At 58.1% G+C, this 24,649-nt stretch carries 16 protein-coding genes and 3 tRNA genes; 8 read left to right on the top strand and 11 right to left on the bottom strand.

What is annotated here, in order from left to right; translation table 11 throughout:
- Positions 1 to 11: 11 nt before the first annotated feature.
- The gene (locus tag BN3796_RS05355; protein WP_061707343.1) at positions 12 to 1,379 is read left to right on the top strand and encodes an L-serine ammonia-lyase; all 1,368 of its coding nucleotides are present in this window, start codon (positions 12 to 14) and stop codon (positions 1,377 to 1,379) included.
- 108 nt (positions 1,380 to 1,487) lie between these two features.
- Positions 1,488 to 2,243, top strand: coding sequence for a flap endonuclease Xni (gene xni / locus BN3796_RS05350; RefSeq protein ID WP_061707342.1), 756 nt, complete (start codon positions 1,488 to 1,490; stop codon positions 2,241 to 2,243).
- Positions 2,244 to 2,447: 204 nt separating this feature from the next.
- Here the strand turns inward: xni and rlmM are convergent, their stop codons facing one another.
- The 4 genes from rlmM to BN3796_RS05330 all read right to left on the bottom strand — a co-directional run bounded on the left by rlmM (position 2,448) and on the right by BN3796_RS05330 (position 5,454).
- Positions 2,448 to 3,548 (bottom strand): 23S rRNA (cytidine(2498)-2'-O)-methyltransferase RlmM, encoded by a 1,101-nt coding sequence (gene rlmM / locus BN3796_RS05345; protein ID WP_061707341.1) that lies wholly within the window; start codon positions 3,546 to 3,548, stop codon positions 2,448 to 2,450.
- Positions 3,541 to 3,936 (bottom strand): DUF423 domain-containing protein, encoded by a 396-nt coding sequence (locus tag BN3796_RS05340; RefSeq protein ID WP_061707340.1) that lies wholly within the window; start codon positions 3,934 to 3,936, stop codon positions 3,541 to 3,543. Before BN3796_RS05340 ends, rlmM begins: the two co-directional genes overlap by 8 nt.
- 25 nt (positions 3,937 to 3,961) lie before the next feature.
- On the bottom strand, positions 3,962 to 4,879 hold the full coding sequence (gene gcvA, locus BN3796_RS05335) for a glycine cleavage system transcriptional regulator GcvA (protein WP_061707339.1): 918 nt from the start codon (positions 4,877 to 4,879) through the stop codon (positions 3,962 to 3,964).
- A 347-nt stretch (positions 4,880 to 5,226) separates the two neighbouring features.
- Entirely contained in the window at positions 5,227 to 5,454 is a 228-nt protein-coding gene (locus tag BN3796_RS05330; protein WP_061707338.1) for a YgdI/YgdR family lipoprotein, read from the bottom strand.
- A gap of 191 nt (positions 5,455 to 5,645) precedes the next feature.
- Between BN3796_RS05330 and csdA the strand changes: the two genes are divergently transcribed.
- Together csdA and csdE are read left to right on the top strand one after the other, a co-directional pair.
- Positions 5,646 to 6,851 (top strand): cysteine desulfurase CsdA, encoded by a 1,206-nt coding sequence (csdA, locus tag BN3796_RS05325; protein WP_061707337.1) that lies wholly within the window; start codon positions 5,646 to 5,648, stop codon positions 6,849 to 6,851.
- Positions 6,851 to 7,297, top strand: coding sequence for a cysteine desulfurase sulfur acceptor subunit CsdE (csdE, locus tag BN3796_RS05320; protein ID WP_061707336.1), 447 nt, complete (start codon positions 6,851 to 6,853; stop codon positions 7,295 to 7,297). The genes csdA and csdE overlap by 1 nt, the downstream gene beginning before the upstream one ends.
- On the opposite strand, the gene tcdA is transcribed toward csdE, so the two are convergent.
- Positions 7,288 to 8,094, bottom strand: a complete 807-nt coding sequence (gene tcdA, locus BN3796_RS05315; protein ID WP_061707335.1) for a tRNA cyclic N6-threonylcarbamoyladenosine(37) synthase TcdA — start codon at positions 8,092 to 8,094, stop codon at positions 7,288 to 7,290. The genes csdE and tcdA overlap by 10 nt on opposite strands.
- A 106-nt stretch (positions 8,095 to 8,200) precedes the next feature.
- Entirely contained in the window at positions 8,201 to 9,298 is a 1,098-nt protein-coding gene (mltA, locus tag BN3796_RS05310) for a murein transglycosylase A (RefSeq protein WP_061707334.1), read from the bottom strand.
- A gap of 210 nt (positions 9,299 to 9,508) precedes the next feature.
- On the opposite strand from mltA, the gene BN3796_RS05305 reads away from it, so the two are divergent.
- From BN3796_RS05305 to BN3796_RS05295, 3 genes are all read left to right on the top strand, one after another.
- Positions 9,509 to 9,585, top strand: a tRNA-Met gene (locus tag BN3796_RS05305).
- Positions 9,586 to 9,737: 152 nt separating this feature from the next.
- Positions 9,738 to 9,814: transfer RNA gene (locus BN3796_RS05300), tRNA-Met, on the top strand.
- 44 nt (positions 9,815 to 9,858) lie between these two features.
- Positions 9,859 to 9,935, top strand: a tRNA-Met gene (locus tag BN3796_RS05295).
- 84 nt (positions 9,936 to 10,019) lie between these two features.
- On the opposite strand, the gene amiC is transcribed toward BN3796_RS05295, so the two are convergent.
- The gene (gene amiC / locus BN3796_RS05290; RefSeq protein WP_061707333.1) at positions 10,020 to 11,273 is read right to left on the bottom strand and encodes an N-acetylmuramoyl-L-alanine amidase AmiC; all 1,254 of its coding nucleotides are present in this window, start codon (positions 11,271 to 11,273) and stop codon (positions 10,020 to 10,022) included.
- 226 nt (positions 11,274 to 11,499) lie between these two features.
- Here amiC and argA point away from each other — a divergent pair, with 226 nt between their 5' ends.
- The gene (gene argA / locus BN3796_RS05285; protein ID WP_061707332.1) at positions 11,500 to 12,831 is read left to right on the top strand and encodes an amino-acid N-acetyltransferase; all 1,332 of its coding nucleotides are present in this window, start codon (positions 11,500 to 11,502) and stop codon (positions 12,829 to 12,831) included.
- Between the two features lie 53 nt (positions 12,832 to 12,884).
- On the opposite strand, the gene recD is transcribed toward argA, so the two are convergent.
- The 4 genes from recD to recC form a co-directional block, all read right to left on the bottom strand.
- Positions 12,885 to 14,705 carry an exodeoxyribonuclease V subunit alpha gene (gene recD, locus BN3796_RS05280; protein WP_061707331.1) on the bottom strand — a complete coding sequence of 607 codons (1,821 nt, stop codon included), beginning with the start codon at positions 14,703 to 14,705 and terminating at the stop codon, positions 12,885 to 12,887.
- Complete coding sequence (gene recB / locus BN3796_RS05275; protein WP_061707330.1) at positions 14,705 to 18,247, bottom strand: exodeoxyribonuclease V subunit beta; 3,543 nt, start codon at positions 18,245 to 18,247, stop codon at positions 14,705 to 14,707. The genes recD and recB overlap by 1 nt, the downstream gene beginning before the upstream one ends.
- Entirely contained in the window at positions 18,244 to 21,126 is a 2,883-nt protein-coding gene (gene ptrA, locus BN3796_RS05270; protein ID WP_061707329.1) for a pitrilysin, read from the bottom strand. The genes recB and ptrA overlap by 4 nt, the downstream gene beginning before the upstream one ends.
- 139 nt (positions 21,127 to 21,265) lie before the next feature.
- The gene (gene recC / locus BN3796_RS05265; protein WP_061707328.1) at positions 21,266 to 24,640 is read right to left on the bottom strand and encodes an exodeoxyribonuclease V subunit gamma; all 3,375 of its coding nucleotides are present in this window, start codon (positions 24,638 to 24,640) and stop codon (positions 21,266 to 21,268) included.
- Positions 24,641 to 24,649 lie beyond the last annotated feature (9 nt).

Raw genomic sequence — 24,649 nt, 5'->3', positions numbered from 1 at the left:
ATGGACGCATCATGATTAGCGTATTTGATATCTTTAAAATCGGGATTGGTCCTTCCAGTTCGCATACCGTCGGGCCGATGAAAGCCGGTAAACAATTCACGGACGATTTGATTGCCCGCGGCATCCTTAATGACGTGACGCGCGTCGTGGTCGATGTCTACGGCTCCCTCTCCCTGACCGGCAAAGGCCACCATACCGATATCGCTATCATTATGGGGCTCGCGGGTAACCTGCCGGACAGCGTCGATATTGATGCCATACCGGGATTCATTCAGGACGTGAATACACATAGCCGCCTGATGCTGGCGAACGGCAGGCATGAAGTGGAATTTCCCGTCGATCGCTGCATGAACTTTCATGCCGACAACCTCTCGCTGCATGAAAACGGCATGCGGATCACCGCGCTGGCGGGCGATAACGTGCTCTACAGCCAGACCTATTATTCTATCGGCGGCGGCTTTATCGTGGATGAAGCGCACTTTGGCCAGACCAGCAACGCGTCGGTAGAGGTTCCTTACCCCTATAAAAACGCGGCGGATCTTCAGCGCCACTGCCTTGAAACCGGCCTGTCGCTCTCCGGCCTGATGATGCAAAACGAACTGGCTCTGCACAGTAAAGCGGAGCTGGAGCAGCACTTTGCCCGGGTCTGGGAGGTGATGCGCGGCGGCATCGAGCGCGGAACCACCACCGAAGGGGTGCTGCCGGGGAAACTACGCGTCCCGCGTCGCGCGGCGGCGCTGCGTCGCATGCTGGTGAGCAGCGATAAAACCACGACCGATCCGATGGCCGTGGTGGACTGGATCAATATGTTTGCCCTTGCGGTAAACGAAGAGAATGCCGCCGGTGGCCGCGTGGTGACCGCGCCGACCAACGGGGCGTGCGGCATCGTCCCGGCGGTGCTGGCTTATTACGACAAGTTTATCCGCGAAGTGAACGCTAACTCGCTGGCGCGCTATCTGCTGACGGCCAGCGCCATCGGCTCGCTCTATAAGATGAACGCCTCCATCTCCGGTGCCGAAGTGGGCTGCCAGGGCGAGGTGGGCGTCGCCTGCTCCATGGCCGCCGCAGGGCTTGCCGAACTGCTTGGCGCCAGCCCGGCACAGGTCTGCATCGCCGCTGAAATCGGCATGGAGCATAACCTGGGGCTGACCTGCGATCCGGTCGCCGGACAGGTGCAGGTGCCGTGCATCGAACGTAACGCCATTGCCTCCGTTAAGGCGGTCAACGCCGCGCGTATGGCGCTGCGCCGCACCAGCGAGCCGCGCGTCTGCCTTGATAAGGTGATCGAGACGATGTATGAAACTGGCAAGGATATGAACGCCAAATACCGCGAAACGTCCCGCGGCGGACTGGCGATGAAGATCGTTACCTGCGACTGAAAAAAAGCGCCTCGTCTTTGCGAGGCGCCTTCCCGTTTCACCCGCCTGCCGTAGTCTCATTACGCTGACAGTGATACCCTTGCCTGACTGACAGAAGGGAGATTATCTGTGGCCGTTCATTTGCTTATTGTTGATGCGCTCAACCTGATCCGCCGTATTCATGCTGTACAGGGAACGCCCTGTAAGGATACCTGCCTGCACGCGCTGGAGCAGTTGATTCGGCACAGCCAGCCTACCCATGCGGTCGCGGTGTTTGACGACGAGGCGCGCAGCAGCAGCTGGCGGCACCAGCGCCTGCCCGACTACAAAGCGGGACGTGCGCCGATGCCCGACGACCTGCATGCGGAAATGGGGCAGATTCGCGCCGCGTTTGAAGCGCGCGGCGTCGCCTGCTGGGGGGCAGAAGGGAGCGAGGCGGACGATCTGGCGGCGACGCTGGCGGTGAAGGTCGCCAGCGCGGGTCATCAGGCCACGATTGTCTCCACCGATAAAGGGTACTGCCAGCTCCTCTCCCCGACCATTCAGATCCGCGACTACTTTCAGAAGCGCTGGCTGGACGCGCCGTTTATCGCCCAGGAGTTCGGCGTCTCGCCGCAGCAGCTCCCCGATTACTGGGGGCTGGCGGGTATCAGCAGCTCAAAAGTGCCGGGGGTAACAGGCATCGGGCCGAAGAGCGCGGCGCAGCTACTGACCGACTTTCAGGATCTGGAAGGGATTTATGCGAACCTGGAAGCGGTGCCGGAGAAGTGGCGTAAAAAACTGGAGACGCAGAAAGAGATGGCCTTTATCTGCCGGGAAGTGGCAAGGCTACAGACGGATTTGCAGTTAAACGGTAATTTGCAGCAGCTAAGGCTGACGCGTTAACCGCCCCTCACCCCTGCCCTCTCCCCAAAGGGGAGAGGGGGAAAACAAACCGTGCACCGCAGGAACTATTTTTCGCTCAGGAACGGGGAAAACAAACCGTGCCCCGCAGGAACTATTCTTCACTCAGGGACGGGGAAAACAAGCCGTGCACCGTGCTATTCCCTCTCCCCTTTGGGGAGAGGGTTAGGGTGAGGGGAACGAACGTTACCGCTCGTCCCAGCGCCCACCCACCGCCGCCCACCAGCGGCGAATATGCACCGTCACCTCTTCGCGGTCGTGGTAGAGCTGGCGTGCCTGTATCTGTGCGTTAATACCGTGCTCTTTAAGCTGCGCCTCAATATAGGCCAGGTTCTGCGACACCTCTTCGTATCGCTTTTTCATCGGCAGCTTGAGGTTGAAAATCGCCTCGCGGCACCAGCCGTTCACCAGCCACTGCGCCATCAGCGCTGCGACTTTGGCCGGTTTTTCCACCATGTCGCACACCAGCCAGGAGATGTTGTTACGGGTCGGTCGGAAGCGGAATCCATCCTCGCGTAGCCAGGTCACCTGGCCGGTATCCATCAGGCTTTGCGCCATCGGGCCGTTATCCACCGAGTAAACCCACATGTTGCGCTTCACCAGCTGATAGGTCCACCCGCCCGGACAGGCGCCCAGATCCACCGCATACATGCCGTTGGCCAGACGCTCGTCCCACTCGTCTGCCGGAATAAAGACGTGAAACGCCTCCTCCAGCTTCAGGGTGGAGCGGCTTGGCGCATCCGCCGGGAACTTAAGGCGCGGAATGCCCATATAAAACGGGGAGTTGTTATTCGTGTAAGAGTAACCGGTATAGCAGCAGCCCGGCGCGATAAAGAAGACATGCACCACCGGACGCTTCGGCGTTTCGTAGTTGGTCAGCACCCCTGCTTCACGCAACGCCGCCCGCAGCGGCACGGTAAACTTGCGGCAGAACTTCATCAGCTCTTTGCTTTCGTTAGTGTCCGCCACTTCAACACGCAGCTCGCCGCCCTTCTCCACCACGCCCTGCAACATACCGGTGACAGGCGTAATGCGATCTTCCGGCGGCAGATCCTTTAACAGCTCGCCTGCCACGAACATCTGGCGTGCAAAAATCAGCGAGCTGAAAGGCAGTTCGCGCGCCAGCTTATCGGCATCTTCAGGCTGGTAACATTCAAAAATCACATAGCCTGCATGATCCTTAACCCGCGCAAAACCATAGACTTCAAGCCTGCCGGCTTTATCGGTAATTTCCGCGGCGCACTCTTTCTCAAACCCCGGGCGACAATATAAAACAACCTTATTCATGAACAACGCCCTTGCGTTTCAGACGGATCGCTCCGATTAACATCAATACCCATCCGACCAGGAAGCTGACGCCGCCGACCGGTGTAACAAACGCCCACAGGCGCAAATGCGAAAGTGCGAGGCAGTAAAGGCTGCCGCTGAAAAGGACCGTGCCGAGCGCCAGAAAAACGCTGCTCCAGTAAAACCAGATACTGATGCGGCGCTGCATTGCCACCGCCAGCCCGAAAATCGCCAGCGTATGGAACGCCTGGTATTCAAGGCCAGTCTGGATCCAGCCCATCTCCACCACCCCTAAGGATTTACTGAGCACGTGCGCCCCGAACGCCCCCAGGGCAACAAAGATAAAACCACTTACCGCGGCAAAAATCAGCATAAAACGGCTGGTCATTGTTTTTTCCTAAAATATCGAAAGATTATGGTTCATACCGAAAGCGAAATTTCTCTTGCTCGTTTGCCGCCTTCGCCAGGATCCACTGCCGGAATGCGGCTATTTTACCCAGTTCCGCCTGACTGTCATGACAAACCAGATAAAACGCATTCTTACTGACTAATACATCGTTAAACGGGCAAACCAGGCGGCCTGCCTCAATTTCAGACTGCGCCATGACGTTATTCGCCAGCGCCACGCCCTGCCCGTGTATCGCAGCCTGCAGCACCATCGCGCTGTGGCTAAAAATGGGCCCCTGCTGCACATTGATATGGTTAAGACCCAGCTGGCGGGTATATGTTTGCCAGTCGCGGCGGGACGCATCGTGTAACAACGTATGTTGCGCCAGATCGGCAGGCGTTTTCAACGCCTTGTCACCGGTTAACAGCAGAGGCGAGCAGACGGGCAGCAGATATTCAGCATAAAGTTTTTCCACGCGCAGGCCTGGCCAGTTTCCGCGGCCATAGAAAATGGCCACGTCGACGTCGTCGGCCAGCTTCTCCTCCTGACGGTCCACTGCCTGGATTCGGACATCGATTCCCGGATAAGCTGAGTTAAAGCTTGAGAGTCTTGGCACCAGCCAGTGAATGGCAAAACTGGGCAATAAGCTTACCGTTAGCGCGCCTTTTGCGCTACGTGCCTGCAGCTTGCGGGTCGCTTCCGTCAGCTGGGAAAAGATCTCTTTGATATCCTGAAAATAACTCTGCCCTTCTTCGGTTAAAAGCAGGGAGCGGTTACGACGCCGGAAGAGCTTAAGCCCCAGAAAATCCTCCAGTGACTTAATCTGATGGCTGACGGCAGCCTGCGTCACAAAGAGTTCATCGGCGGCCCGAGTGAAGCTAAGATGGCGTGCGGCAGCATCAAAAACACGTAATGCATTGAGGGGCGGTAATCGCTTTGACATGGTTATCTGGCTTGGATGTTAACGAAATTTAACAAATAGGAAACAACGATTAACCTATTAGTTTTTTTTATCTGAGCCATTATAATTTGTCCGTTGAGGAACTACCAGCAAATACCTATAGTGGCGGCACTTCCTGAGCCGGAACGAAAAGCTTTTTTGGGATGCGTGTTCTGAAGGGCTTTTGGCTTACGGTTGTGATGTTGTGTTGTTGTGTTTGCAATTGGTCTGCGATTCAGACCGCGGTAGCGAAGCTACCAATTTTTCACTTCCTGTACATTTACCCTGTCTGTCCATAGTGATTAATGTAGCACCGCCAACTTGCGGTGCTTTTTTTTGTCTGCTTTCAATTACTTCTCAAGCGCGACCATCTCTTTTACGTCAGAACGGTTGATCTGCTGTTTGTTACCGTTGGCGTCTTTATAAGAGATCATCCCGGTTTCGTCATCGGTCTGCGGCTTCCCGTCGGAAACGATGGAACGTCCATCATTCGTGTGCATAACGTAGTTCGGGCTGGAGCAGGCGCTCAGGGCAAAAGTAAACATACAAGCGGAAATGATTGCGGCACTCTTTTTCATGATTTTGCTCCTTTAGCAATATATGCTATTCAAATCTCGTTTTATAACAGGCATAAACATTCACCTAACACTCTTCAGCATAACCTGCTCCTTCATTTTTGCCAGGTTAAACAGAAAAATCCGATAGCGATCAACATCCTTGCCCTTCTGCCCGATTTGCGCGACGATCGTCTGATTGAATGAGGTATTCCATGAACGCTTTCAGCCCTGCGCACTTTCGCGCACAGTTTCCGGCGCTGGCCGATGCCGGCGTCTATCTGGACAGCGCTGCGACCGCTTTAAAACCGCAGGCGGTGACAGAGGCCACCCGCCTTTTCTACAGCCTGAGCGCGGGTAACGTCCACCGCAGCCAGTTTGCCGAAGCCCAACAGCTGACCGCGCGTTACGAAGCGGCGCGCGATCGGGTAGCGCGCCTGCTTAATGCCGAAAGCGGTAAAAATATCGTCTGGACGCGCGGCACTACTGAAGCCATCAATATGGTGGCGCAATGCTATGCCCGTCCTCGCCTGCGCCCCGGTGATGAGATTATCGTCAGCGAGGCGGAGCACCATGCCAATCTGGTGCCGTGGCTGATGGTGGCGGAGCAGACCGCCGCGCGGGTAGTTAAACTCCCGCTGGGGACCGACCGTCTGCCCGATATCGCCCGCCTGCCTGAGCTGATTACCCCGCGAAGCAAAATTCTGGCGCTGGGGCAGATGTCCAACGTCACCGGCGGCTGCCCGGATCTGGCGCGTGCTATCGCTATCGCGCATGCCAGCGATATCGTGGTGATGGTGGACGGCGCGCAGGGGGTGGTCCATTTCCCGGCGGATGTGCAGAAGCTGGATATCGACTTTTACGCCTTTTCCGGCCATAAAATTTATGGGCCAACCGGTATCGGCGCGCTCTACGGGAAAAGCGCGCTGCTGTCGCAGATGAGCCCATGGCTGGGCGGGGGGAAGATGGTCACTGAAGTCACGTTCGAAGGATTTAAAATGCAGGATCTTCCCTGGCGTCTGGAGGCGGGTACGCCGAACGTTGCAGGCGTGATCGGCCTGAGCGCGGCGCTGGAGTGGCTGGAGGAGACCGATCTGGCCCAGGCCGAAAGCTGGAGCCGCGGGCTGGCAACGCTTGCGGAAGAGGAGCTGAAAAAACGCCCCGGCTTTCGCTCGTTCCGGGTGCAGGATTCGAGCCTGTTGGCCTTTGACTTCGCTGGCGTTCACCATAGCGATATGGTGACGCTGCTGGCGCAATCCGGCATTGCCCTGCGCGCCGGTCAACACTGCGCCCAGCCGCTGCTGGCGGCGCTCGGGGTCAGCGGAACACTTCGCGCCTCGTTTGCCCCTTACAATACTCAAAGCGACGTCGAGGCGCTGCTTGTCGCCATCGACCGCGCCCTCGACTTACTGGTGGATTAATGACAAGTTCAGCCCTGGCCGGACATCCGTTCGGCAGCGTAATTACCGAAGATACGCTGCGCCAGACCTTCCTGCCGCTCACCCAGTGGGAAGATAAGTATCGCCAGCTGATTATGCTGGGGAAGCAGCTCCCTGCCCTCTCAGACGATCTTAAGGCGCAGGCCAGAGAGATCCCGGGTTGCGAAAACCGCGTCTGGCTTGGCTTTACGCAATCTGGAGATAAGCTCCATTTCTATGGCGACAGCGAAGGACGCATCGTACGCGGGCTGCTGGCGGTACTGCTGACCGCCGTAGAGGGGAAAAGCGCGGCGCAGCTGCTGGGCGGCGATCCGCTGGCGCTCTTTGCCGAGCTTGGCCTGCGTGACCAGCTCAGCGCCTCCCGCAGTCAGGGGCTGGCCGCCATCAGCGAGGCGGTGCAGGAGGCCGCGCGTCAGGCTCAGGCCTGACGATCCGCCTTTGCCATCATCTTTTTCAGGGCGTGAGAGACCGCGACAAAGCCAAAGGTCGCGGTCACCATGGTGGCGGCGCCAAATCCGGAAGCGCAGTCCATCCGTTTTGGCCCTTCTGCCGTGCTTTTCATGGCGCAGACCGAACCATCCGCCTGCGGATAAACCAGCGCTTCCGTAGAAAAGACACAGTCGACCCCCAGCTTACCCTTGCTATTTTTCACCACGTTAAAATCGCTTTTCAGCCTTTCACGCAGCTTAGCCGCCAGCGGATCCTGGATGGTTTTCGCCAGATCCGCCACCTGGATTTGGGTCGGGTCAATTTGCCCGCCCGCGCCGCCGGTGGTGACCAGCGGCACCTTATTGCGACGGCACCAGGCGATCAGCGCCGCCTTCGGCCACACGCTGTCGATGGCGTCAATCACGTAGCTGTAGCCTGCGCCCATATAGCTCGCCACGTTCTCCTGCGTCACAAAATCATCAATCACCGTTACCCAGCATTCCGGGTTGATCTGGCGAATACGTTCCGCCATGACTTCCGACTTGGCCAGCCCAACGCTGTCGCGCAGGGCATGGATCTGGCGGTTGGTGTTGGTGACGCAGACGTCATCCATATCAATCAGGGTGATAGCGCCAATACCGGTACGCGCCAGCGCCTCCGCCGCCCACGAGCCCACGCCGCCAATACCTACCACGCAGATGTGCGCATCGGCAAAGAGTTGCAGGGCTTTTTCACCATATAAACGCGCCGTGCCGCCAAAACGCTGACGCCAGGCATCGCCGATCGTTACAGACATAAAACCTCAGATGTAAAAAGGGTGAGGTTCTCCCTCACCCCAGCTCAGTTTTCGCAGGCCCGAAGATGCGTGACCTTCGGGCGACAAGTGCGTCAGGATAGCATAATTAGCCGCTAAATACGTTGCCTGCGCCCGGAGCCGCTTTCAGCACCCACACGCGGCCATAGTGGTTATACCAGCCTGCGCGATGGCCTGCATCCGGGCCGATCCCCTGATAAATATCGAAGTGTTGCCCTTTGATCGCGCCGCCGACATCCAGCGCTACCATCAGGCGCAGCTCATACTGACCGTTAAATTTACCGTTGTTATCCAGCAGCGGCACCTCTGCCAGAAGGGTGGTGCCTGGCGGAATAATGGAGCGGTCGGAAGCAACAGAGGCGCGGCCAATCAGCGGCACGGCGCTGGCCCCTTTCACCGGCGCAAAGTTTTGCGGCTTAAAGAAGACGAAAGAGGGGTTCTGTTCCAGCAATTCGCGCACCTGCGCCTCGCTGTGCTTTTCGCCCCACTCGCGGATCGCCTGCATCGACATATCTTCGCGCTTCACTTCGCCACGGTCGATCAGCACCTTACCGATGCTCTTATAGGCATGGCCGTTTTTGCCCGCGTAGCTGAAGAAGTTCAGCGGGCTGCCGTCGCCAAAATCGATATAGCCGCTACCCTGCACATCCATAATGAAGTTATCCATTAAGGAGTTACTGTAGGCCAGCACATAATTTTCGCTCAGGGCGCCGGCGTAAATCTCGGCCCGGGAGGGCAGGCGTCCGCGCTTCGGCGGCATACGGTAAATGGGATACTGGAACTCGCCCTGGCGAGTATGGCGCGCCTGGATAACCGGGGTGTAATAGCCGGTAAACTGGACGTTACCGTAGTTATCAGCGCCCTCCATCTGCCAGGCGTCGATGCCGAACTGGCGCATATTACGGGTGTCGCCTCCGGCGCGCAGCCAATCCTGCACGGCGTTGTAGACGGCATTCTGCGAGCTGTACAGGCGCGGCGAGGCGGTGCGGATCTGATAGACCTGCTCGGCGAAATCGCCCGCATTAATCGGCGCACCCACCGCATCCGGCTGGTTAACGAGTGAAAAAGGCTGGGTGAACTTCCCGTCTTTATACTGCTGACCGCGATCGGTCGGTTTAGAGGAGCAGGCCGCAAGAATCGCTACCATTGCGCCCGCCATAAGATACTTCGCCCAACGTCCTTTCATTATGTCTCGTCTTTAAGTTGCCCTAAGTCACCGCCATGAAGATAACAAACCGTCAGGGTGATTGAAATGTGATCGCGCAACGCGCACTCAATTTTGCACAAAAATTCACCCACCCAGGGGCGAATCGTTTACTTATCATACTGATTTGCGTTTTTCGATGAAAAAGGGGTTGCATCATAAAGCTATCCGAGTATAGTGCGCTTCCACGGACGCGGGGTGGAGCAGCCTGGTAGCTCGTCGGGCTCATAACCCGAAGGTCGTCGGTTCAAATCCGGCCCCCGCAACCAATTAAAATTTGCAGCAAATTTTCTGCAAGCAGTTCGAATCACAGGAAGGCGGCGACGCATTGAATCCTTAGGAATTTACATAAGTAAATGACTAAGGTGAACGAGGAAAGCCAACGCACATGTGATTTGAAATGCGTAGCAGAAAAGACGGACGCGGGGTGGAGCAGCCTGGTAGCTCGTCGGGCTCATAACCCGAAGGTCGTCGGTTCAAATCCGGCCCCCGCAACCAATCAAATTTGAAGCAGTAAGATTCTGCAAAAGCAGAATGACGGACGCGGGGTGGAGCAGCCTGGTAGCTCGTCGGGCTCATAACCCGAAGGTCGTCGGTTCAAATCCGGCCCCCGCAACCAACATTCTGAAAAATTAAACACCCTGACGGGTGTTTTTTTGTTTCTGCGGTTTGTCACTCTGCCGGGCGTGAACCCGGCTCCCTCTTATCCCCGTCTCGCTAACGTCGCGCTATCTGAGAAGTAAGCTTTGATCCCCGCGAGAATCGACTCTGCGACCTCCTGCTGGAATTTCGCCGTCCTGAGCTTACGCTCCTCGGCCACGTTACTGATAAACGCGGTTTCCACCAGGATGGAGGGAATATCGGGCGCCTTCAGCACCGCAAAGCCGGCCTGCTCCACGGTATTTTTGTGTAGCTTGTTAATCTTACCGAGCTTGCCAAGTACCGCTTTACCAAACTTCAGGCTATCGGTGATGGTCAGCGACTGCACCATATCAAACATCGTATGGTCAACGTAGCGATCGCCGCTTTTGCTCACCCCCCCGATCAGGTCGGAGGCGTTCTGCGTATCCGCCAGGTAGCGCGCCGCTGTACTGGTCGCCCCTTTGGTGGAGAGCGCAAACACCGACGAGCCGCTCGGCTGACGGCTGGTAAAGGCATCCGCATGAATGGAGACAAAGAGGTCTGCGCGCTGCTTTTGCGCCTTTGCCACGCGAACCTTGAGCGGGATAAAGACATCTTCGTTGCGCGTCATGTAGGCGCGCATATTACCTTCCCGGTCGATAAGCGCCTTCAGGCGGCGGGCGATTTGTAGCACCACATCTTTTTCGCGGGTGCGGTATTTACCCACCGCGCCCGAATCCTCACCCCCGTGGCCCGGATCGAGCATGATCACAATCGGACGATCGCGCCCCGCCTTACCCGGCTGCGGGCCGCTCTGGGCGGGCGGCACCTGCTTCTCAAGGTTGCCCTGATTGTAATCTTCCAGCAACGCCAGCAGCGGATCCTGGATATCGGTCGCGTTGGCGGGATAGAGATCCATCACCAGACGCTCTTTAAAGCCCGCCACCGGCGCGAGGGCGAAGAGCTGCGGCTTCACGTTCTGCTTGAGTTCAAAGACCATACGCACGGTCTGCGGGTCGAACTGGCCGACGCGGGCGGATTTGATGTAAGGATCGTCGCCACGGATCTGCGCCCCCATCCCCTTCAGTACCGAATTGAGATTTACGCCTTCAAGATCCACTACAACGCGCTCAGGATTACTAAGGGCGAACTGTTTGTATTTCAGCACCCGATTCGATTCGACCGTGACGCGTGTATAGGTTGACGATGGCCAGACGCGTACCGCCACCACCTGACTGACGGCGGCAAATCCAACCTGGCTGACGCTAAGCAACCACATCGCCCCGGCCCCTTTTAACAGGCGGCGGCGGCTTATTGCTGAACTGGATCCTGACATGCTTCTCCCGAGCAAGAAAACGCTTTACTAAACATACGTCCAAACCGACCGGAAACTTTAACGAATGACGCATAAACTGTCATCAATAAAAGGGTAAACAATCCGCGCCTTGCGCACGTATCCACCATTGTTTTCTTTTGCTTGCAGAAAATTTAGGCTTGCGCTTAGCGCCAGAATCGAATAAAAATACACAAATTACGAATAAAAATTCACTGAGGGTTGTGCCGTGGTAAAGGAACGTAGAATCGAACTGGTCCAGGGATTTCGCCATTCTGTTCCCTATATCAACGCCCACCGGGGAAAGACGTTTGTCATTATGTTGGGTGGCGAAGCCATTGAACATGAAAACTTTTCCAGCATCGTCAATGATATTGGCCTGTTGCACAGCCTGGGTATTCGCCTGGTGGTGGTCTACGGCGCGCGCCCGCAGATTGAGGCGAACCTCAATGCGCATCATCATGAGCCGCTTTATCACAAACATATCCGCGTTACCGACGCCAAAACCCTGGAACTGGTAAAACAGGCGGCCGGTCAGCTTCAGCTCGATATTACCGCCCGCCTGTCGATGAGCCTCAACAATACGCCCCTGCAGGGGGCGCATATTAACGTGGTAAGCGGAAACTTTATTATCTCCCAGCCGCTGGGGGTGGACGACGGCGTGGATTACTGCCACAGCGGCCGTATCCGCCGTATCGACGAAGAGGCAATCCACCGCCAGCTCGACAGCGGCGCCATCGTACTGATGGGGCCTGTGGCGGTGTCGGTTACCGGCGAGAGCTTTAATCTCACCTCAGAAGAGATCGCCACCCAGCTCGCCATCAAGCTGAAAGCGGAGAAGATGATTGGCTTCTGCTCCTCGCAGGGGGTCTTTAACGAACGGGGGGATATCGTCTCCGAGCTCTTCCCTAACGAAGCGCAGGCGCGCGTGGAGGCGCTGGAGGCCGAAGGTGATTACTATTCCGGTACGGTACGTTTTCTGCGCGGCGCGGTAAAAGCGTGCCGCAGCGGGGTACGCCGCAGCCACCTTATCAGCTATCAGGAGGATGGCGCGCTGTTACAGGAGCTCTTCTCCCGCGACGGCATCGGCACTCAGATTGTGATGGAGAGCGCCGAGCAGATTCGTCGCGCCACCATTAACGATATCGGCGGGATCCTGGAGCTGATTCGTCCCCTGGAGCAGCAGGGGATCCTGGTCCGCCGCTCGCGCGAGCAGCTGGAGATGGAGATCGATAAATTTACCATTATTCAGCGCGATAACCTGACTATCGCCTGCGCGGCGCTCTACCCTTTCCCGGAAGAGAAGATTGGCGAAATGGCCTGCGTGGCAGTGCATCCCGACTATCGTAGCTCGTCGCGCGGAGAGGTGTTGCTGGAGCGTATCGCGGCACAGGCCCGGCAGATTGGCCTGAGCAAGCTGTTTGTGCTGACGACGCGCAGCATTCACTGGTTCCAGGAGCGCGGCTTTACGCCGGTGGATATCGACCTGCTGCCGGAGAGCAAAAAGCAGATGTATAACTACCAGCGCCGCTCAAAAGTGCTGATGGCGGATCTCGCCTGAGGGCTACGCTGCCCCTTCGCGTTCAGCCATGCTGAACGCGAAGGAGCCCTGCCTTACTGTGCAAATATCTCGCTTAACCCGCTGCGCCGCTCGGTGCGCGTGGTAACCGCCTGCGTCAGTACTTTATCATCGGCATAGAGCGATAAACGGCGGCGCGCGCGCGTGATGGCGGTATAGACCAGTTCGCGCGTCACGACCGGCGACATCTGCGACGGCAGGATCAGCGCAGCGTGGTCAAATTCCGAACCCTGCGACTTGTGTACCGTCATCGCCCAGGCCGTTTCATGATCCGGCAGGCGGCTCGGCTGCACTGACTTCACGCTGCCGTCGGGCAACTGAAACCATACGCGCAGCCCGTCGCCGCGATCGAGGGCGATGCCAATATCGCCGTTAAAAAGCCCCAGCGCGCTGTCGTTGCGGGAGATCATCACCGGGCGTCCCTCATACCAGCGAGTATGCGGCGAGCGGCTGATTTTACGCTTCTGCGCCAGCGCCTGCTCAAAACGTTCGTTAAGCCCCGCCACGCCAAAGGGCCCTTCGCGCAACGCGCAGAGAAGCTGAAACTCGCTGAAAGAGGCGATAACGGCTTCAGGCGCATCCTGTTTTTTCAGGGCGGCGAGGTAACGTTCGTAACCGGCGAGCGCATCCTCCAGCATGGCCAGATACTCCTCCCCCGTCTGCAGCACTTTTCTGGCGATATCCCCATAAGTGCCGTCAAATACCTGCCGTATTGCGCTGCGATCGCCGCAGTTAACCGCCGCTGCCAGCCTGCCGATACCGGAGTCGCTGCCAAAACGGTAGCTTTTTTGCAGCAGACAGAGGCTGTCGCGCAGAACGCCAGCGGCCGGATCGTCGTTACCCTCAAGAGGGCAGCCGGTAAGCCGGGCAAGCTCGCGGGCGCGTTCGGCGGTATAACCCGCGCTGGCACAGGTACAGATATCGCCCAGCACCGCTCCCGCTTCCACCGAAGCAAGCTGATCGCGATCGCCGAGGAAAATCACTCTGGCGTGGGGCGGCAGCGCCTCTATCAGCCGCGACATCATCGTCAGGTCGATCATGGAGGCTTCATCCACCACCAGCACGTCGAGATGAAGCGGGTTTCCGGCATGGTAACGTAAGCGCTGGCTCCCGGGCTGGGCGCCAAGCAGACGGTGCAGCGTGCTCGCCTCGGAAGGGAACTGCTTACGCTGCTGTTCGGTCAGGGAGAGTTTCTGCAACGCGCCGCCGAGGGATTCGGTCAGCCGCGCGGCCGCTTTCCCGGTGGGAGCCGCCAGCCGGATACGGCACTTTTGCTCCCCCGTCATCTGAATCAGCGCGGCGAGCAGCTTCGCCACGGTCGTGGTCTTACCGGTGCCTGGCCCGCCGGAAATCACGGCGATTCGACGCGTGAGCGCCACGGCGGCGGCCACTTTTTGCCAGTTTACCCCCTCCGCCGGGCCGAACAGCGCGTCGAGCGTCTGGTTAAGCTGCTGCGGATCGTAGGGTAACGGCTGGTTGGCTTCATTAAAGAAACGCGCGATGGCAAGCTCGTTGCGCCACATGCGGTTCAGGTAGAGCCGCTCTGCCCAGAGGATCAGCGGCGTCGGTCTGTCGCCGCCGCTGACGGCGGCGGCGCGTTGCAGCTCAGCGTGCCAGTCAACCCTCTCCCCCAGCATCGTAAAACAGGCGCGAAGCGCCGGGGGCGTTTTCTCGTCCAGACGCAGACGCGTAAGCGGGAGGCAGGCATGCCCGTCTCCCGCATCTTTACTGAGCATCGCCGCGGCGAACATTACCGCGGGCTCTTCATTACTGGCGACCATCATGGCGAACTGCACGTCCAGCCGGCGCAGGGCGCGCTGTTCCACCGCCTCCAGCAATAGTTCCTGCATGGTCATTACGCTCTCTCCTCCGTACCTGCTGCGAACAGGTCGTCCATTTTTTCAATCAACGCCGCGTCGGGCCGCGTTCTGAAGATCCCCGAATCGGGGTCACCAGCCTTTACGCCGCGTAAGAAAAGATAAATTACCCCACCAAAGTGATCGTTATAGGCGTAGTCGGCGATACGGTGGCGCAGATAGCGATGCAGCGCCAGCGTATAGAGCTGATACTGCAAATCATAACGGTGGGTTTGCATCGCCTGCGCCATCGCCTGTCGGGTATAGGCTTCGCTGTTTTCGCCCAGCCAGTTGGATTTGTAATCCAGCAGGTAATAGCGCCCGTTGTGGCGAAAAACAAGGTCAATAAAGCCTTTGAGCATACCACTCACCTGCCGGAAATCGAGCGGCGGGCAGCCCCGGGAGAGGGGATCGTGCTCGCGAATAAGCTGATCGAGCGCTCCCGCGGTCAGCAAACCGGAAACAGGCAGCCAGAACTCCATCTCCACCTGCTTTTCCCGGGGAGCGAGTTGGCTCAGGGTGAAGCCCGTTTCCGTTAACGGCGCCTGCAACACCGCTGCGATCCAGTCGGTCAGCACCGGCTGCCACTCGGGAGCGTAGCCCCCCTTTAGTACCCTCTCCTGCACCCACTCTGGCGAGACAGGTTGGGTGAAATCGATCGACTCGAAAAGACCGTGTAAAAAGGTGCCCGGCGAGGCACCGCGCGGGAACTGGTGCGGCGTCAGTACCGGCTGTGAAACCGTTTCGCCAACCCCCGCGGCGTCGATATCGAGCTTCGGCATCAGATCCTGGGCCACGCTTTGTCCGTGCTGCTGTAACCCGGAATAACTGGTGACGCGCCACTCATCCTGCACCGCGCGGGTAAGACGCCGCACCCCTAAATCGGGCGTCAGCGGCTCCGGCATCTGCCAGCGGCTGTTGTCGGGCAGATCGGGAAGATAAAGCGCGATATGATCGTTACAAAGCGAGGTCAGGCGCTGGCGCAGCCCCGCAGCGTCCATCGGTTCTCCTTTCTGGATCAACCGTCCCAGCGCGCTCTGGTGAAAATCACTCTCCCCCGTTTTCTCTCCCCGCCGGCGGAAAAGCGGCGCCACGCCCAGGCTACAGTGCCAGACGGAGCGGGTAAGCGCCACGTACAGCAGGCGTAAATCCTCAGCCAGACGTTCGGCCTCGGCCAGCTCAAGGCTACTATCCGCCTTGCTCAGGTCGAGAACCGCCTCGAACGATTCACGATCGTGATAAAACGCCTGATCCTGGGGCCGGTAGTTGGCGATAAACGGCAGCCAGACCAGGGGATACTCCAGCCCTTTCGATTTGTGGATGGTGACAATCTGCACCAGATGTTTGTCGCTCTCCAGACGCATCTGCTGGCTGGCGGCGTTGCTGTTCGGGTCGGCAATGTGCTGGGCCAGCCAGCGCACCAGCGCATGTTCGCTCTCCAGCTGCGAACCCGCCTCCTGCAGCAGTTCGCTGAGATGCAGGATATCGGTAAGACGCCGCTCACCGCCGGGGGTCGCCAGCATATTTTCCGCTATCTGCCGCCGGGCCATTAGCTCGCGCAGCATCGCCATCACGCCGCGCTTTTGCCAGCGCTCGCGATAATGAACAAACTCCTCGACGGCGGCATCCCATTCCGCCTCGTTTTGATTCAGCCGGTTGATGTCGAGCGCGTTCAGCCCCAGCATGGAGCTCGCCAGCGCGCTGCGCAGCGTGCTTTCGCGCTCCGGCGCCAGAACCGCCTGCAACAGCCAGAGCATCTCCTGCGCTTCCAGCGTTTCAAAAACGCTGTCGCGGTTAGAGAGGTAGACCGAGGGGATATCCAGCAGGGTCAGCGCATCGCGGATCAGGGCCGCCTCCTGGCGGCTGCGTACCAGTACCGTGATGTCAGAGGCTTTAACGGGGCGGGAAGCGCTCCCCTTCCAGAGGGTAGCTTCGCCGCGCAGCCCGGCGCTTAGCCAGTCGCGAATTTGCGCCGCGCAGTGCTCCGCCATATAAGACTGGTAGTCGCCCACGCCGCAGCCCTCTCCTTCCATCAGCCAGAAGCGCATGGCGGGCTGGCTCTGCCCCTGGTATTCGAAGCGCAGCGAGGCGTTCCCCGGCGCCGACCGGACCGGCAAAAAGGGAATTTCCCGGAACATAAAGGGGCTGTCCATCTGTCCGAACAGCGTGTTGACGCTGTCGACCATGCCCGGCGCCGATCGCCAGTTGGTATCCAGCGTATAGTGCGCCGCCACCTCGCCGCGGGCTTTCATGTAGGTGAATATGTCCGCCCCGCGGAAAGCGTAAATAGCCTGTTTGGGGTCGCCAATCAGCAGCAGCGCCGTCTCGGGCTGCTGGCGCCAGATGCGGCGAAAAATACGGTACTGCTGCGGGTCGGTATCCTGAAATTCATCGATCATCGCCACCGGGAAGCGGGTGCGGATTGCGGCGGCGAGCGCTTCGCCGCTGGCGTTGTTCAGCGCCGCGTCAAGGCGGCTTAACATATCGTCAAAGCCCAGCTCGCCGCGGCGACGCTTTTCGCGCGCCACCGCCTCACGGATTTCGATCATGGCGCGGGTGAGCATTAAATCGTTCAACGTCAGCGGCTGCGCCAGCAGCTCATCAATGGCGCTGAAAAGCGGATGTTCCGGCACTGCGCCACCCGCTTTGGTTCGTTCTGCGAGGAAGCGTTGAGAGAATTTTTCCAGCGCTTCAGGCAGCAGATAGCTGCGCGTCTCCTCCTGCGCCCAGGCGTTGATTTTCTCTATCCATTTCGCCTGATTGCCCCGGTTAAATTTACGCCTGTCGATACCGGAATTTTCGATGATCGCCTCGATCTCTCCTGCCGATTCGCACCACTTCTGTTTCATCGCCCTGATGGTGGCGACGATTTTCTCATGGCGTGAAGCCAGCGTTTCATCCGCAGGCGGAGGGGATTTGATCACCGGCGCCTCGCCCTGCAGGTAGCGGTCGATGGCGCGAAGCAGCTCTTCCGGCCCTTTCCAGAGCGCGTGTACCGCCTCGGCAATTTCGCGCGGCAGAGGATAGCAGTGGCGGCGCCAGAAATCGGCGCAGGCCTGGTAGCGCAGCCGTGACTCATCTTCGATAAGCTGAAGCTCAAAAAGCATACCGGATTCAAAGGCGTTCAGGCTCAGCATGCGCTGGCAGAAGCCGTGAATGGTAAAGATGGCGGCCTCGTCCATCTGGCGCTCAGCCAGTAACAACCATTGCGCGGCCTGTTCCCGGTTCTCGATCTCATCAAGAAGGCTTGCGTAAAGCGGACTATCGGTCGTTTCACGCAGGCAGGCGATGCGCAGTTCATGTATGTTCGAGCGGATTCGCCCGCGCAGTTCAGCGGTGGCGGCCTCGGTAAAGGTCACCACCAGAATCTCTTCCACGCTGAGCGGGCGCGTAAAGGCGGCGCTGCCGCCCAGACCAAGCAGCAGACGCAGATAAAGCGCGGCGATGGTGTAAGTTTTTCCTGTTCCCGCTGAGGCTTCAATCAACCGTTCGCCCAACAGCGGCAAACGTAGGGGATCAAGGGACTCAGCGGTGTCGGTCATTCTTTCTTACTCCAGGGCATAGTTTGCTGCAATGCGCTGACGCTCTCCCATACTTTCCAGCCCTTCGGCGTGGCGTACTCCGCCTTGCCATTCTGACTGCCGGAAACCTGGGATAAACATGCCATCCCCTGCGGCTGGAGCACAGCCTGATGGAAGAAGTCGGCAACTTTTTGCGGCGTCAGCTGTTTGATTTCGGACGCGATCTTATCACGTGAATCGAAGCGCATATTACCCCTGTCGAAATCTTTACTTAGCTGCGAGGCCTCTTCCCCCAGTGTCTGCGGCGGCTGTTGCACCTGAGCGATGACCGCCTGTTGAATTTGTGCAAACTCCGCTGGCGCCATCGCACGCAGCTTCGCCTCTGCCTTAGGGAAAAAGGCCTGGTAACGTTGCCAGAGGAAATCAGGCTGTTTATCGCTACTCTGCAGCAAGAAGCCCAGCCCCCACTGGCGGCCCACGTTCATGGAAAAGGCAAAGACCGCATAGCCAAGCTGCTCTTCGGTGCGCAGCTGGTTATAGAACCAGGGCTGGATGATTTGTCCTAACACCGCGCTGTAGGCGGAGCTGACAAACTCGTCATAACCGGCTGGAACAAAGACGGCGGCAAGCGCCGAATCGGTACTGCTGCCCGCTTTTTCAAATATAACGCCCTGCTTTTTAGCCACGACCACATCCTGGTTACGGCACCACTCATTGCCGTTTGTCCCCAGTTGTTTACGCACATCCTGCCCCAGCTTTTTGGCCTGCGCTTCGCTCATGTTGCCCACGATCAGAAACTCCGGCCGCGCCTGGGTTTTAAGCGCGTTGCGATAGTCGATCACCTCCTTCAGGGTGATGCCCGGCAGCAGGGCACGGCGCGTCTCCCGCTGGAAGTAGGGGATCTGCGAAAGCATCTGCACCGGCATCATCGCCTGGTCAAACGCTTTGCCTTTTTCTGCCGAATCCATCATCAGGGCGTACCAGGACTTGGCCTGTTCAAGCTGCTCCTCGGTCGGGGTGTAGCTGAAATAGCCCTCCAGCAATGCCAGGAAAAGCTGCGGCAGCCGCTGGGTGTAGCCGTTTGCGTTGACCATCAGGCCATGGTTGGCGTTGGTGGAAAAGCTGATCCCCCCAACCGCGGCCTGGTTACTGAGCTGATCGAGCGCGATACCCGCCAGGTAGTCATTGAGGGCAAAGAGCACCTGGTTTTTAGCGCTGTCCATCGCTTTCGGGTTGCGCAGCACCACGCTGACGTCCGCTTTTGGCTCGCTGGCAAAATAGCGGCTTGGGGTATAAACCACCCGAAGCGTCGGCTCATCAACGATAAGCTCCGGGCGCGGGTAGGCTTTTTCCGGCTTAATCAACGTAAAGTCATCAGGAATATAGGGGTTCAGCTCTGGCAGCTTAAGCGCAATCGCCGAAGCCGCTTTTTGCCAGCCGGCAAAAGTGGCCGGGCTTATCTTCTCCACCTGATATGGCGCATCGACAAAGTAGGCGGTTTTGTTGTGCGGCTCTTTCGGGCTGATATACCAGATGCGCGCGTTTTGTGGCGTCATCATATCCAGACGCGCCTGAATCGCCTTAGCGTCATAGCGATCGGCGATATTTACCGCATCCAGCGTATGCTCTACCGGTACGCGAATCATGGTATCCGCCAGCCACTCCACATAATCCATGTCGCGGGTAATCGACGGATAGCGGAAATCGAGATCCAGCACATGCGCAAGCTCATCAAAATAGCGCTTATCCACCCCTTTCTCCCGCAGCAGCGAGAGGTAGCTGAAGATGGCGGCAACCACCTCGTCACGATGGGCAAGTCCCTTATCGGTTAAGGTGGCTGAAATAGCCAGCACGCCGCTGTTGCCATTCACTACCGGATCGGAGTCGGCGCGAATGCCTTCCACCAGCCCCTCTTTCTGCAGCCAGTCTGACAGGGTATTGGGGCTGCGGTTGCCAATCAGATAGGTGACGAGCTCGTCGGTTTTACTGCGAAACTGCGCGGTGTTGTTATCGATACGAAACTCAACGCGCAACACTTTTCGCGGCTGAGCCGGGACATAATGAATAATGATCCCTTTCTGCGCGTCGGTTACGACCGGCACGTCAATTTCCGGTCTTTCGATATTTTTATTCGGTACGCGGCCATAGGTTTGCGCCGCCAGCTTCGCCAGCTCAGGCAAAGGGCGATTGCTGTAAATCACCGCCTTCATCAGGTTGGCGGAGTAGTATTTATCGCGGAAGGCGTGCAGGGCATCCAGCACCGGGCTGTTCGGTTTATCGCTCAGCGTTTCCAGGTTACCGCCGGAAAAACGTGAGCCGGGGTGCGCCGGGTTGATAGTTTCAGCGCTCACCTGCGCCATGCGCATTCCGTCACGGGAGCGCGCCATGGTCAGCTCGGCGTTGACGGCATTACGCTCGCGAGCGGCATATTTTTGAGCCAGTAAAGGAGCCGCAATCGCATCGGCCAGACGATCGACCGCCCCATCCAGCGCATCGTTTTCGACTTCAAGGTAGTAGGCAGTGCGATAGGGCGCGGTGCTGGCGTTATGGCTGCCGCCGTGCATTTTAAGAAATTCAGAGAGGCTATCGGGCTGTGGATACTTTTTAGAGCCCATCAGAGTCATATGTTCCAGATAGTGCGCCAGGCCCGGGTGGGAGTCGGGATCCTGCAACGAACCGACCGGCACCACCAGCGCCGAGAGCGATTTTACCGCCTGCGCATCGGAAACCAGCAGCACACTCATCCCGTTATCCAGGCGAATAGCCTGATACTGGCGAGGATCTTTTTCGCTTTTGCGGATAGTTTCCTGGATGGGTTGCCAACCGGTATCTGCCTGAATGAAGGGTGCCCAAAGGGCGACGAACAAAACAAACGCTTTCAACAAGGTGCTGCCTGGCATTCACGACCTCTTTTCACGGCTACATCATTAACAAACTGCGAGCTGGACGCGCCAGCCTCTCATTCTTTTGCTACATCAGTCCGTGACAGGATGGGCATCATAAATGAACGTCCTTTCCTGCGCAATTTTTAAACAAACATCAGGACTGATTAAATTTAAACAGCGGCAACAGGTAGCGCTGCGCCTCCTGGACGATTTCGTCAAAATATTCAGGTTCGAGCGTACGCCACAGGCGCTGATACCAGACGTCGTCACCTTCGCCAGGGATCATCATGTTGCCTTCATAGGCCTGTAAAAATTTACTGCGCGCTTTTTGCAGCGTCGCCTCGTCCGTTAACATGGCACCCTTTTCGGCATCGAAACAGGCTTTTATCCACGCTCCCCCACTTTCTGGCAGTAACAGCAGCGGTTTATTCATCCCTTTGCGATACCCGTCGATAAAGAGTTCGAGCAGGGCAAGCGCCTGCTCTTTGTCCATGGGGGGGAAACGCCATGCCCCATCTTTACGAACAAACAGACGGCTTTCGCCCTGGTAACCGCTGGCGCTGTAGACAAGATGCTCCAGCCAGAGTTGCAAACCTTGCGATACGCTGAGACTGGAGGGACGCCAGCGCAGGAGGCCGTCAGGCTGCACGTGCTGTAGCCATCCCGTCAGCTGCACGCCGTTGCAAAGCAGATCGATTTCCAGACTGGTACCCGGCTGGCGGCATTCGATAACCCGCCCTGCCAGCGCCTGCATCTCCTGGCACTGCGCATCCCAGATAATTTCACCAAACGCCCCATAAGGCAGCAGCCCGGACGCGCGATAGCGGCGGTAGAGAAGCTGCGCATCCTCCTGCTCTACCAGCGCGTTAAGCAGCTGGCTGTTGAGCTGGTAACGGCTCAGTCCATCCAGCATAAACGGCTCCGCGTCGGGAATTTCGCTCTCTTCAGAACGGAAATTGACCTGCAAACGCTGCTGGAAGAATGCCCGCACCGGATGCGCCCAGAAGCGCTGAAGTTGCTCAAAGGTCAGGGTATCCAGCTCAAGCGGCGGAAGCGCCTGGATAAAATCCGTATGGGCGGTGCCGGCCTTTTTCGCCGCAGGAAGCCATTCGCGCGCATAGCTTTGCTGCTCGCTTTCCACGTAGTTAAGCGGATCGAACGGCATGCGGCTATGGTGCCAGGTAATATGCGATTTTACCCGCTGCTCGCTTTCATCGCAGTTAAGCGCCTCATCGCCCGGCAGATAGTGGCTTTGCCCGATATAGTCCACCAGCTCCTGCACCAGCACCGACGGGAAACGCTCGCTGTTGTCCTGAATCGAGCGGCCAATATAGCTAATGTAGAGCTTCTGCTGGGCAGAGATGAGCGCTTCCAGGAAGAGATAGCGGTCGTCATCACGACGGCTGCGATCGCCACGCTTCGGCTGCTGGCTCATCAGATCAAAGCCTAACGGCGCCAGCGCGCGCGGGTAGACGCCATCGTTCATCCCCAGCAGACAAACTACCTTAAACGGTATGGAGCGCATGGGCATCAGCGTACAGATATTTACCGGCCCCGCCAGAAAACGCTGGCTGATGCGCTCCTGGTCAAGACGCAGCGTCAGCTCGTCGCGCAGCAGGGAGAGCGGGACCTCCTCCCCATAGTGCGAGGCGACGCCCTCATCAATGATCGCCTGCCACTGCTGCTCAATCAGCGCCATCGCCGCTTCGGTTTCCCGGTCAGGCAGGAAAAAGTCGTTAAGCATCTCCCGGCAGACCGGTAGCCACGCCTCAAGGGTTCGGGACTGCATTAGCTCGCGCCGCCAGCGGTTGAGCTGCATCAGCAGCGAGGCAAGATGGCCGATAAGCTCGGCGATTAACCCCGACGATTCATCGTAAGGCAGCACCTCATTCCATTCCCCCTGGCTGCTCTCCATGGCGTAGCCCAGCAGCATGCGCGTCAGGCCAAACTGCCAGGTATGCTGGCCCGTGGCAGGTAGTTCAAACTCCTGCACGTTATCATCATCAATCCCCCAGCGTACGCCCGACTCATTGACCCACTGGCGCAAATAGCGCTGCCCCTCCTCTTCAATGCCAAACCGCGCAGCAAGCACCGGAACATCCAGCAGCGCCAGTACATCTTCTGAGATAAAGCGGCTGTCAGGCAGGGAGAGCAGGCTGACAAAAGCCTGCATGGCAGGATGAGATTGACGCGCCCGCCGGTCGGAGATAGCGTATGGAAGGTAGCGATCGCCCGTCGCACTGCCAAACACCGCCTGAATAAAGGGGCTGTAGCTGTCGATATCGGCCACCATGACCACAATATCGCGCGGCGTCAGATCGGGATCTTCCTCTAACATCGCCAGCAGCCGATCGTGAAGCACCTCCACCTCCCGCTGCGGGCTATGGCAGACATGGACGGTAATAGTGCGATCCTCAGGATCCAGGCGCCGTTTACTGTCGCTGCGGGCAAACTCATCGGCAGAGAGGCCCGCCACCGCGCGGTTATCCAGCTCCAGAATATCGAGCTGCACATGGTGCAGCAGGCTGTCTGCGGGAATATCCGCAAAAGCATCCACATCCCCTTCGCCGGAGGAGGTGATGTCCGACAGCATATGGATATAGTCGCGGCCAAGCTTGCCCCAGGAGGCGAGCAGCGGGTTGGGCAGATTCTGGATACCCTCTTCATCAAAGAGCTGCGCGGCGTCGCTGCCCTCTTTAAAGAGCGGTACCTCCCGATCTTCAAACAGCCGGCGCCGCTGGCGGGTGACCAGCCGGGCAAGCCAGCGTGAATCCTGAATGTCGCCCCAGTAGTGGCGGCAGGGATTGGTAAAAAGGATATGGATATCCACATGCCTGCCGAGCGCCCTCAGAGCGTCCAGATAGACGGGCGGGAGCGCAGAGATACCGCAGATAAATACGCGCGTCGGTAAACCGGCTGGCTTCGCTTTGGCATTCTCCAGCGCGGCAATAAAACGCTGATAGAGGTTAGCGCGGTGCCACAACGGCTGTCCAAGCTTCGCCGTATGTTCAACCAGCGCCTTCCAGAGCGGAGCCTGCCAGATTTGCGCCTCCGGCAGCCCGTCGATAAGCTCCCCCGCCTCCCACTGCGTAAGCCATTCGGGGCGGTAGACAAGGTACTGGTCATACAGGTCTGCGGTGCGGGAAGCGAGCTGAAACAGCTTGCGTTTATCGCTGTCGTCGCTGAGGTAGTGGCGCAGCATGGCAAATTCATCTCGCGACAGCATATCGGGCAGCAGCGTCATCAGCTTCCAGCTCATGCTTTGCTTGTTAAATGCGCTCTGCTCAGGGACGTCAGGCAGCACCCGGACAAACATATTCCAGATGAAGCTTGCCGGCAGCGGAAAGTCGATATTGGCCGCAATGCCAAATTTTTGCGAAAGAGTCATCTGGAGCCACTGCGCCATACCCGTACTCTGCACCAGCACCATTTCCGGCTCAAAAGGATCGGCGAGCCGATCGTTCTCGACGAGAAACTCCATCAGCGCTTCCAGCACATCAAGACGATTTGAGTGGTAGACCCTTAACATACACGCTCC

This window comes from Pseudenterobacter timonensis (genome assembly GCF_900021175.1).
Lineage (GTDB): Bacteria > Pseudomonadota > Gammaproteobacteria > Enterobacterales > Enterobacteriaceae > Enterobacter > Enterobacter timonensis.
The sequence above is the reverse complement of the archived record's forward strand: the minus strand, read 5'-3'. Positions and strand labels throughout refer to the sequence as shown.